The organism is Shewanella sp. 4_MG-2023, assembly GCF_030548015.1.
In the GTDB taxonomy this organism is placed as follows: Bacteria; Pseudomonadota; Gammaproteobacteria; order Enterobacterales; family Shewanellaceae; genus Shewanella.
In genome coordinates this window covers 105495-117744 of the sequence record NZ_JAUORL010000009.1, presented here as the reverse complement: position 1 = coordinate 117744, position 12250 = coordinate 105495, and the positions used below count along the sequence as shown (strand labels likewise).

Annotated in this window: 4 protein-coding genes; all 4 read right to left on the bottom strand. The window is 41.9% G+C overall.

Annotated features, from left to right (window positions below; genetic code table 11):
- Nucleotides 1-19 precede the first annotated feature (19 nt).
- The 4 genes from tkt to Q4546_RS07145 all read right to left on the bottom strand — a co-directional run bounded on the left by tkt (nucleotide 20) and on the right by Q4546_RS07145 (nucleotide 12173).
- Entirely contained in the window at nucleotides 20-2014 is a 1995-nt protein-coding gene (gene tkt / locus Q4546_RS07160) for a transketolase (RefSeq protein ID WP_102439703.1), read from the bottom strand.
- Nucleotides 2015-2422: 408 nt separating this feature from the next.
- The gene (locus tag Q4546_RS07155) at nucleotides 2423-6022 is read right to left on the bottom strand and encodes a S8 family serine peptidase (RefSeq protein ID WP_303445983.1); all 3600 of its coding nucleotides are present in this window, start codon (nucleotides 6020-6022) and stop codon (nucleotides 2423-2425) included.
- A gap of 83 nt (nucleotides 6023-6105) precedes the next feature.
- Nucleotides 6106-9882, bottom strand: coding sequence for a S8 family serine peptidase (locus Q4546_RS07150; RefSeq protein ID WP_303445982.1), 3777 nt, complete (start codon nucleotides 9880-9882; stop codon nucleotides 6106-6108).
- A 206-nt stretch (nucleotides 9883-10088) separates the two neighbouring features.
- Nucleotides 10089-12173, bottom strand: a complete 2085-nt coding sequence (locus Q4546_RS07145; RefSeq protein ID WP_303445981.1) for a winged helix-turn-helix domain-containing protein — start codon at nucleotides 12171-12173, stop codon at nucleotides 10089-10091.
- Between the last annotated feature and the right edge of the window lie 77 nt (nucleotides 12174-12250).

Genomic DNA, 12250 nt, shown 5'->3' with positions numbered 1-12250 from the left:
TAATTGAGTCGCTTAGGGATTAACCTAATGAGTTAACCGTATTAACGACATTCTCAACAGTAAAGCCGAAGTGTTTAAGTAAGTCGCCACCTGGCGCTGATTCACCAAAGGTCGACATACCAACCACTGCGCCATTGAAACCAACATACTTATGCCAGAAATCAACGTGAGCTGCTTCAATCGCAACACGCTTAAGTACTGATGAAGGTAATACAGACTCTTTATACGCAGCATCTTGCTTATCAAATACATTCGTAGATGGCATAGACACTACGCGAACCTTTTGACCTTTTTCAGTCAATACAGCAGCAGAGTCCATGGCAAGTTGTACTTCACTACCTGTGGCAATCAAGATAACGTCAGCAGTACCTTCACAATCAGACAGTACGTAACCACCTTTAGCAACATTGGCTAACTGCTCAGCTGTTCGAGCCTGGGCTTTTAGGCCTTGGCGGCTAAAGATTAATGAGGTTGGCGACTTGCGAGTTTCAATCGCAGATTTCCAAGATACTGCTGTTTCAGCAGCATCACATGGACGCCATACCGTCATGTTTGGCGTCATGCGTAAGTTAGCTAATTGCTCAACAGGTTGGTGAGTAGGACCATCTTCACCTTGGCCAATTGAATCATGGGTGTAAACAAAGATATTTTGAATGCCCATCAGTGCTGACATACGTACCGCATTACGTGCATATTCCATGAACATCATGAAAGTTGCACCATAATTGATAAAGCCGCCATGTAATGATGCACCATTCATGATGCCACTCATACCAAATTCACGTACACCGTAGTAAATGTAGTTACCAGCAGGATCGTCTTGAATACCTTTTGAACCAGACCAAAGGGTTAAGTTTGAACCCGCTAAGTCAGCACTACCACCTAATAACTCAGGGAGCATTTCACCGAAGAAACCAATTGAATTTTGCGATGCTTTACGACTAGCAATGCCTTCAGCTTTATCTTGAGATTCTTGGATAAATGCTTGTGCTTTAGCTTCGAAATCTGCAGGTAAGTCACCATTTAATACTCGGCGCTCAAATTCAGCGGCAAGCGTTGGCTCTGCTGCTTTATATGCTGCAAATTTGTCATCCCATGCTTTTTCATTAGCAACACCAACTTCTTTAGCATCCCAACCTTGATAAACATCAGCAGGAATTTCAAATGGCGCATGTGGCCAACCAAGGAATTCACGTGCTGCAGCGATCTCAGCATCACCCAGTGGTGCGCCGTGACAATCATGGCTACCAGACTTGTTTGGCGAACCAAAACCAATGACAGTTTTACAACAAATCATTGTTGGCTTGTCTGTTACTGATTTAGCTTCTGCGATTGCTGCGCGAATAGCATCACTGTCGTGACCATCAACACCCGCAATAACATGCCAGCCGTATGACTCAAAACGCTTAGGGGTATCGTCAGTGAACCAGCCTTCTACGTGACCATCGATAGAAATACCGTTGTCATCCCAGAATGCAACTAGCTTACCAAGACCTAACGTTCCCGCTAATGAACATGCTTCATGGGAGATACCTTCCATTAAACAGCCATCGCCTAAGAAACAATAAGTGTTGTGATCAACAATGTCGTGACCTGGACGGTTAAATTGTGCTGCTAAGGTTTTTTCAGCAATCGCCATACCGACAGCGTTACTGATACCAGCGCCTAAAGGACCGGTTGTGGTTTCAACACCCGGTGTGTAACCAAACTCTGGATGACCCGGTGTTTTAGAATGCAGCTGACGGAACTGTTTTAGTTCTTCAATCGGAAGTTCGTAACCCGATAAATGCAGTAAAGAGTAGATAAGCATTGAACCATGACCATTTGATAAGATGAAACGGTCGCGATCGGCCCAGTTAGGATTGGTTGGGTTATGCTTTAAAAAATCATTCCATAACACTTCAGCAATATCTGCCATACCCATTGGTGCACCTGGGTGTCCAGAATTTGCTTTTTGAACGGCATCCATACTTAACGCACGAATTGCGTTGGCGAGTTCTTTACGAGATGACATGCTCTCTCCTGCTTGTTGATGATGAGGTCTAGCGGGCAATTGTGGGGACATATTTTCCCCTACTCAGCGATGGGACGCAAATTATAATTAAATATAAGTAGCAATTTTTTATCCCGAGCAATACTGCTTACACCTGACGATATTATTAATGGCTCGATTTATACCATGTTATCGGTAACATTTAAATCACATTTACACCAATAATTAACATTTTGTAAAAGTTGAACTTTGGATGCGTTGGGGAGGCAATAGCTGAAATGATAACGGGAAGGAAAAAAAGGCCAACATCCTTGTTGGCCTAATAAAGGTAATTAAACAATAAGAAGTACTGCCACAAACCCGATTAATTATATGACTTGATAATTCATCGGGCTGATATTAACAGCGAGTTTACAGTTAGTTTTTAAGCTATTTCTGAACACGTTTACGTTGGCGAATACAAGCCATGATAAGTAACATCATCCAACCCATACCCATAGCACCACCGCTACTGCTTTTAGTTGGTTCTTCGATTACCGGAGGTATAACTTCTGGCGCGGCTGCAACCGTGAGTGTGAACATGCTAAATGCTGATAACTCACCATCCGTTGCTGTCACTTTAATTTCAAATGTTCCCGCTTCAGTCAAGCTGCCAGATAAGCTCATGCCATCAATGCTTAATGTATCTAAGCCTGACACGCTATAAGTCAGAGTGTCATTTTCGGCATCAGCAAATACATCTGTTAAATCAACACTGAATGCAACACTGCCTGAGTCAGTAAGCTCAGTTTCAACATCGCTAAGTGGATTAGCCACTGTTGGAGCGGTATTAACAGGTACTTCAACTGGAGCCAAACCTTCAACTTTAATCAGTGTGCCACCAATGTTACGCACTAAATTTGACGTTGTCCCCAGTTCTAGTAAGCCGTAGTAAACCTCACCTTCTTCTAGCGGAGTTAAGGTTTGACTGTCATCAAGATAGCCATTAACTGTCATGCTGACATCAAACTCTTCGTCTTGGGCTACAGTACTTGGCGCATCAATGTCGAAACTGGCTTGAGAAGAATAATTAACATGAGTCACTCGCACTGTAACGTCATCAGGCTCATCAGCGACTGTGCCTTCATAGTTATGCGCAAGTATCCAGTAATTACCTGTGGTAGGTGTTGGAATAATACACTGTTCGTTAGAGTCAATTTCACCACTGATACACACTAATGAGTAATACAGTTCGCTTGCATCCGCTTTACCATCATTGTTCTCATCAATACCCACATATAAGTCCATGTCAGGTGAAGTTGTATCTGTGATTTCAACCACTAAACGTTTGGTATAGGGTTTAACAACAGTCGTTGTGGTAAATAACACCTCTTGATTGTATGCAGGGCTGTTACGCTCAACATCATTAGATGCACCGATCGCTGTGCCGCTAAAGCTTTGTGATTTAAATAAACCAAAGCCGTTAACTTGCAGATCATTACTACCAGATGTAACGATGTCATTGATCTCGATTGTATTATCTAGGTTGTTTAACTTAGCTGAAACGCTATCTACGATTTGCCCCGCTTTAAAGCCAATAGTGGCCTGTAAGTGAGTATCACTCATGTCATCAGCTGAATTCTTTAGATTAATGTAGCCATGCACCCATTCATCAACTAACTCTGCATTAGCGATAGCCTTGATCGTCAATACTTGAGACTCACCAGCGTTAAGTGCAAATGATGAAGGTGACACTTCAAAAGTAAAGCCATCATTTAAGTACTCATAACCCACTGTCCAGTTACTGCTTTTCGTCGCTGTGACTTTACGTGTCCAAGTACAATTTGAAATACACTCATTGTTAACCATCGAGCTTGTATTCAAATCACCTGGGTTACCGTCAATCGATGGGTTAGCTGCAAGATATTCTTCTTTAGTGATATCCATTAATAAACCCGCTTTTAGGGCATCATTAATACGGATACTACCGGCACCTTGAGTGAAGAAATCAGAGCGCTGTTTAACACCGTCATAGTCATCATCTTGGTAAGTCACCTGATAAGCTGTAGACATAATAGCCATTTGCGCTTGCGCAGGCGTCCATTGAGGATAAGCTGATTTGATCAAGGCAAGTGCGCCAGCAACATGCGGGCTTGCCATGGATGTCCCAGAGAATGACACATAAGGAATATGGCCAATCTCACCTTCAAATACTCTGTCCTCTGCATTTGCAGCATAGATATCCACACCCGGTCCAGCAATATCAGGAGCAAAAATATTCGGATATGGCAGGTTTGGTCCGCGAGAAGTAAATGCGCCGGCAATATCACCCAAACTATCATCAGTGCTGGTTACACTGGCAGCTATTGCTGCTTGGTGATCAGTCCCAGTTGCTAACCAGTCAGTCAATAATTGGCCGTCAACATCATTTAAATGAATAGCTGGAAGTACGTGGTTATCATCATTTACCGTATCTGCACCACCTTCCAGGTTAATCAAAATCATGCCACCCGCACCGGCGTCTCTGACAATAATACCTTTACGTACACGAGCGTTAAGGCCACGTTCACAGACAACAATTTGATCGCTAGTAAATGTGTCTGCTTCAAAAGGCTCAGTACACATAGCATTGGCTTCATCATAATCTTTAGCCTGAACCACCTTACCGGTAAAGCCTTTGGTAACACCACGGCCCGATAAATCAGCCAGAGAAGTGCCACCAACAGAGGTGAAATCAGTCAAACCTTTCTCGTCAAAACTCAGGTTATGGCTATAAGCTGCTACGGTTGTTACCCAAGGCGCATTACCAGGAGAGCCAATTGTGCTCGCTGTAGGTCCTGCGTTACCAGCTGCTGTTGCCACATGAATACCAGCTTCACGAGCATTTAGGAATGCCTCAGCGCTTACTGAATCCCACGGGTCAGTTGCAGAGCCGCCAACTGAATAATTAAGTACTTGCACGCCATTTTCAATGGCATGCTCAAGAGCTTGAATCGTAAATTCAGGGTAACAAGAGCCTACATCGTCACATACTTGGTAAGAGACGATATTGGCATGGGGGGCCACGCCACTAATCTCAGGAAACTCAAAGGCACTTTTTTCGGCAATGATATTGCCATCTTCTTCTTCCACTTGAAGGTAATAATTAACGTTTTTAACGACGTTACCTGCTGCCGTAGATGCCACATGTGAGCCATGTCCGTGGAAGTCATAACCCACTTTAGCTTTATCCGCTAGGTCATCATAACTTGGGTCATCTAGGTTATCTGCAACACTTGCCCGATAATCAACAAGCTCTGGATAACTCACAATACCAATCAGTTTGTTGTTACAAAATTCAGGGTATTGCTGACAATCGCCAAAGTATTGATTTTCGCCATTTGGATTAACAAATACATGGCCATCATCGCCCACTTTTTTGAATGAGGGATGCGTAGCGTTAATGCCGGTATCCATAATACCGACAATAATCCCTTCACCTTTGGTACCAGGGATATCATTGACACCTTGCCAAACTTTTTTGGCTCCGATAAATTCAGGTCCTGTAGAAGTCTGAATATAATGCATACCGACAGGTTCAACACTGTATACATCTTGATCTTTTTGGATGGTTTTAACTTCACTGGCATCAAGCTGCAGTGCAAATGCATTAGCAACTACTTGATACTGTTGTGTTGGCTTTAAAGTACGGTTAAGTTTACCGCTTAACCTTTGGGTAATTTGTGTCTGCTTTGACTCAAGGTAGCGTTTATAGCTCACACTGGCTTGAGATTTAAGATTTAATACGCCCGCTGTAGTTTTGTTACTTTGATTACTTTTGATGCTGGTTGCGGCATAGCCTGTAACCGAGCCATCGTAACTTGCTAGCGCGCTATCTTTTAAACGGACAAAGTACAGTCCGTCAGTACGCATTTTTCCGGCACGTTCTAGTTTTATTTTTTCTTGGCCAGGATTGATGCTGTTAAGCGGTTTGCCTGAATCAGCATGACTAGAAAATGCCAATACTGAACTCACAGCACTAAGAACCAAATATCTACTACTTAATTTCATTTGATAACCTATTATTCTTTTTATAAAGGGAAAGCCGAATTCGGCTTTCCCTACCAGGGTTAAACAAGCAAGTGTTTAGCCAGTTAGAAACGACGACGCAGTGCGATAAGACCTGCGAACAGCAGAGATAACATACCTAAGCTACCACCACTGTCTTTTTCATACGTTGACTCTACAGTTAACGTATGGCTCACTTCATTCACACCGTCAGAAGCCGTAACAGTTAGTTGATGACTACCTTCACTATCAAGTTCACCCGTGATTTGAGTGCCAGCGATAGCCAGTGCAGTAAAGCCTGAACCTTCAACTGTGTAGCTTAAGCTGTTACCTTCGACATCCATAAACAGTCCATCGATATCCATGGTAAAGCTTGCTGAATCGCCTTTTTTGAAGGTCAATTGAGGAGTCGGCATAGCAGCGGCAACGTCTTCATCAACTACTGGCGCAATATCATTCACGTCCGTGACCATCACCTTAATGCTTTCGGTTTCACCAACTGTGTTGCCTTTTTGAGCAAGGATTTTAAGTTCAAATTCTTGGTTATTCTCAAAATCAAGCGCTGATGGATTAACCACGTATAACTCATGAGTTTCTTGGTCAATCGCAAAAGGCGTACCTGTAACTGAATTAACGATATGCAATTCAAGCGGCTCAAAGTCTGTTGAACCGTAAGTAAAGAAGCCCTGAGTATCCAGCTCAATCTTTCCTAAAACAGTATTCATTTCAGCGCCTTCTGCAACGCTAAAGACTTGGTTAGCCTGTGCTTTTGCAACAATAGAACCATCATCATCTACCATTGCGTTATAGCCAATTTGCATAAAGTCATCGTTTACACTAACAACCATGAAATCTTTCGGTGCAGGGATCTGGCCGATACCACCTAAATCAGATGCGCCCACTGAAGCGATATAAACCTCTTCACCTGGTTGAGCAGTATAGGTTGGTGAAAACGCTAGCTCGCCAACTTCAGCATCTTGACCCATTGCCGCAAAACCAACATGAACAGAGCGGTCATTTGCTACATCGGTACACACATCCATGCCGGTAAACCAATCAAAGTAACAAGACTCTTCAACTGCATAATTACCACCTTTAATCGGGTTAAATTGTGCAATTGGTTCGTATTGTTCTTTACCTGTGTGGCGGTCGGTTTGAATATGGAAACCAAAGTTTTGGTCAAAATCTTCTACGCTATCAAGCTCGTGGTGATATAGGTCTTCAAGACAAACCTGAGAAACGATATTTTTGCCATTATTGGTAAAATACGTTGGTAGGGTAGATTCTTTCATACGACCATTTGGGTTGGTGTAGTCATAAGCAACGCTGTAATCAATTACATATGTCGCTGGTTGACCTTTGGCATTTAACGCAATACGTGGCTGGTTTACTTGCTGCGCTTCATCCCAAATGTAGCCATCTGAAAAACTCTCATTCCAACCATTTTCTAAAACAACCGATTCAAAAAATAGGTCATAAGCAAATAGCTGTGGGCCACGCTCTTGAAAGTTAGCCAGTGCCACATCTGCGCGGTCGAATAAGCTTACGGCAATATTTAGCTTCTTACCTGAAACCGTACACATGGCATCATCAAAAATAGCGCCACCAACAGCTTTGATTTTATGACCTTTAACATTTTCTAAATCAGGTCTAACGGTACGGTTTTGTAAAATTAACGGATAAGCTTGAAAGGTTGTTTCAGTCTTAGAATCATTAATGAATGAAGCCACATAACCTTGATAACTGCCATTACCAAACTCATCATCAGGGTATAATTCACGACCCCAAGCTAAGTGATTCCATTCTGTTTGGAAAGTGTCTGGGTTCCAACCTAAATAAGATGGAAATTCGGTTGCGTTTGGGCGTTTAGTAATCGAGGTGCTGTGACGCGCTTTTACCATCCAACCAAGGTTAAGCTCAGGCTTTCCTTCAGACATTAAGCTAATGTAACCATTTAGCTCAGTTGCTTTTAAGTTAGCGTCAGTATGATCCGCAGTGCTCATCAACGGCCATTGTGGCAGTTTATTAGCATCAACTATCATAGAGACAGGTATAACCACACTTGAATTAGCAGGGATATTCACTGATTCAGGCAAGTTAAGTGTTAATGCTTCATGGGCAGCTTTATCACCGACCATTTTAAACGATAAGCTGTAGGTCTGAGCGGTATCTGAGACATTGCGAACAGTGATATTCTTATGAACTGTTTTAGTATCTGCAATTTCATGCATACCAAATTGAACGTAAGGTTGATTTGAAGCGCTTTCCCAAGCCACTAAAGGCGAGCTGATTGCAGCATCTAAATCTTCAACACCATGACCGATAGAATAGATTTCAGCAGGGGTAATTTCATCACTTTCTAAAATACTATCGATATTAGCAGTGTTAGCTAAAACAGCTTTAATTTCAGCAGGACCAAAACCTGGGAACTGACTTTTAATCACAGCTGCAGCGGCAGCAATTCTTGCAGCACCTGCCATAGAGCCAGAGCGCATACCGTACTTAGCTGCAGTTTCATCTGCATTGGAAATATGCACCACTGGCTGATTGTCAGTGAAAGTGACAATTTCAGGCTTTAACGTTTGTGAGCCACGCACTGGGCCCATTGCAGCCCATTCAGGTACAACAAGTGTTTCACCATCGTCAGCATAGTTTACTGCACCAACAGTAATTGCCGAAGTCGCACTACCTTCTGCAGAAATCCAGTTACGGTGTTTAGCTTCAGCGTCACCATAAAGTGAATACTCAGCTAAATCTCCAGCATGAGTGACGACAGTCATACCTTGAGCTGATACACGTTCAATCATCAATTGCAGTAAGCTTACCGAGGCATTACCATCGATATCAAAGAATGCACCCGCGCCAGAAGCCTCTAGTAATGCAATATCGATACGGTCACTAATATCACCATCTTGGTTAGGGTCAAGAGCATGCTCAAAGGCTTGAACAAGTTTATCTAATGAAGGTCCTGACGCCGAAATATAAGTAGGGTCCCAACTTGCGCCCGATACGTTATAGACTTTATAAGCATGAAGTGATGCACCAGGTGCAAGTTGATGCACGATACTCGCAAGCTCTGTGCCCATACCTGTTGGATATTCCCAACCACTCCAATCCACATAGCTAAGATTTTGATCGATTGGGTTAGCGTCATTACCGTAGTTTTCGCTTGAAAAATCCCAACCACCTGCAACTACCGCTGTAGGGAAGCCGCTATATTCAATAGCGCCATTTTCTAAGGCTTCTAAATAACTGCCAGCCGGTGGAGGCGTTTCAGGGTCATTATTTTCGCCATAAACACCTGAACCACCAAATATTGGTAAAGTGTAATCAATACCGGTAGAAATGATTGCAACGCTAACACCAGCACCAGCCGATTCATTGCCAGTATATGGAGTCAGTAAGGCAACTTCTTCATCGGCCATTACCGTAGCATTTTGCTGAACAGACTGAGTCGCTTCAGTTTGCTTAACGCTGCTAGTATTGCTGGCACTGAAAATACGTTGCACTGCATCAAGCGCCTTAACTTGAGCAACTGAGCCGCTTTGCAGTTCAACATTGATTATATTCGCAACTAACCCTGAACGCGCTGTTAATATTGCCTGCGGATCAATGGCTTTAATTTGGTTGAATACTTGATCTTGTAATTTGCTAACTTCAGCAAGGCGTTGCGTGTAATCGCGTTTATCACCTTGGCGCTCGATAGCTGCGGCATTTGTTAAATATAGAGTATAGGTCGCGCGTTCTTGCTGCTGAGCGCTACCATATGCTGATACTGATTCGGTCTGAGCATTCGCATGTAGAGCACCCGACAGAATGGCGGTTGAGACGCATAATGCGAGCGTGCATTTATTAAATTTCATTTCCATTCCTTCACGTTATTTTTTGTTATTCGGCCTTTTTCAGGCTCTAACCAATTAATAACGTGCAAGGAACATTGTCACAACAACCTCAGATTCATTTAATACTCATATTTATATCTGCGCTTGTCTAGCTTATATCTTTTAATTATCTTTTTCATTTAAATACAGACACTTAACTACGAAAAACATAATACTAACAACACTAGTTAGAGGCGATAACCAACAACATCGGCCTCGTTAGCAACCTTTAATGTTAACAATAAAGACTGTTCATCAGCGCTTGATAAACCAAAAAACTTGCGCACTGTATTCGCTGGAAATGACATCACAGTTTGTATCTCGCCAGCAGCATTGATTCGTTGGATCAGGTCTTGTTTTACTGTGCGTTCGACGAAATATACAAAGCCATCTTCATAGTAAAATGAGCCAAAATCATATTTAGCTAAACGATCGGTAATCTGGCTAACTTCATTAGTATTGGCATCAAAACGCCAAATACCATTTAAATTAAACTTCGACATATACAGTATATCTGGGGACTCACCTTCAACAGCATAATTCCCTTGGCCAAACTTAATTGGCTGTAATTTATCATCAAGTGAATAACGATAAATGCCACTACTCTCATTTTCAGTGCCTTTAAAATAGATAGCCCTGCCATCTTTAGACCAACTGATGTTTTCGGCTGCAAGATCGCCAATATCAACTCTTTCAAATAGTTCCGACTGAATATTACCTAAATATAAGGTTTGTTTATCATTACGGTTGATGGTGACGGCAAACATCTCACTGGTAGGCGATACCCCCACGACCCCTGCATTCCCCATGCTTTTAGTCAGGTTTTTACTAGTGACTTGGTTATTTTTCCAGGTGGACCACAATTTTGAACGATTTGACAAAAATAAAATATCACCAGTCTTTTTTGAATAACGGGCATACATGTCTCGTGAAGATGAGGAGATTTTTCGCAGTACTTTTTGGTTTTGATAGCTCAGTTGTGCAATATACTCTTTTGAAATGTGCTCGCTAATAAATAGCGTCTCGGTCACATCGGAATAAGTGACGCTACTGATTAAGCCAGTAAATGGAATGGTATGCTGAACATTACCTAACAGATCAATTTTAGAAATCACTAAATTTGATCCTTCAATATGATTCACATAAAAGCTGTCATTTTGATAACTAAAGTCATAGTCAATAATACTGACACTATTCGCTATTAAATCAACAACATCACTTTCACCACGTTTTAATAGCAGGCTCATTTGAAGTGATGAACTTTTTTCTCTGATAAACGCAATTTCATCATTATTGGTCAATTGATGAGGCGAAAAGTCTACCTCGTTTTTACCGGGCTTGGTTAATTGTGTACTTTGCTTTGTCGACATCGAATATGAAAACAAAGCCACTCTATCAGTTAATTGCTTCGCAAAAATAAGTGTATCTTCATCATTTTTTGACCAGCTCAGTACTCGTTTAAATGGCAAATAAAAGCAGCCCTCAGTCACAAGATCATCGGTATTTTGCTGTAAATGCCTTACTCTTACTTGGCAAACACCACTAGCTAAAACTCGCACGTAAGCCAGTTTTTGATCGGACGGCGACCAAGCGGGAGAAGCTTCTTCACTATCGACAAACGAAATTAATTTCAGTGGCGAGTCATTGTTATTAAGCTCTTTAATATAAATTTTGCCCGGTTGCTGACCATTACGCCATTGCATCGCAAGGTATTTGCCATCATTGGACACGGCAATATGCTCTTCAACCCCTTCAAAATTGGTCACTTTACTTTTTATTGGTGACGCCAAAGCGGCTGCGGCTTCAGGCTCTGTAAAAGATTTGATAAATTGATAAGCGGAATAACTGAGTAGTATCACAAATGCGAGCACAAAAACTGCCAACACGGTATGTTTACGGCCTGCCTTTTTGTGAGTGATATCTGAAAGACTCGTCTCCTCATTAGCTGAAGAAATTAATGAAATCGGTAACACTAATTGGTAACCAAGTTTTGGTAATGTCAGCAGTAAATCAGCTTCAATATGTAAATCTTTAAAGGATTTTCGTATTAGCCATACTGAATTAGTGAAACCTTTTTCACCAACAGCTTGGTTACCATCCCAGATGGTATCAATTGCTGTTTGGCGAGAAACAATATGATCTGGACTATCAATAAACAGTTTCAGCAACTCAAACACTTTAGCCGACAACTTAATTGTCTTATCACCACAGCTTAAGGTCATTATGCTGCAATCTAACGTACACGGCCCTATTTGATACTGAAGTAATGCCATCAAGTCTCACCTAGTAATTTGTTATTATTATTATTTTCACTAGTCATCATAAATATAAATCAAATAAAAACCATTCT

Excerpts from the sequence above, each read along its gene's own strand:
- tkt (WP_102439703.1), bottom strand. The coding sequence starts at position 2,014 with ATGTCATCTCGTAAAGAACTCGCCAACGCAATTCGTGCGTTAAGTATG.
- Q4546_RS07155 (WP_303445983.1), bottom strand. The coding sequence starts at position 6,022 with ATGAAATTAAGTAGTAGATATTTGGTTCTTAGTGCTGTGAGTTCAGTA.
- Q4546_RS07150 (WP_303445982.1), bottom strand. The coding sequence starts at position 9,882 with ATGAAATTTAATAAATGCACGCTCGCATTATGCGTCTCAACCGCCATT.
- Q4546_RS07145 (WP_303445981.1), bottom strand. The coding sequence starts at position 12,173 with ATGGCATTACTTCAGTATCAAATAGGGCCGTGTACGTTAGATTGCAGC.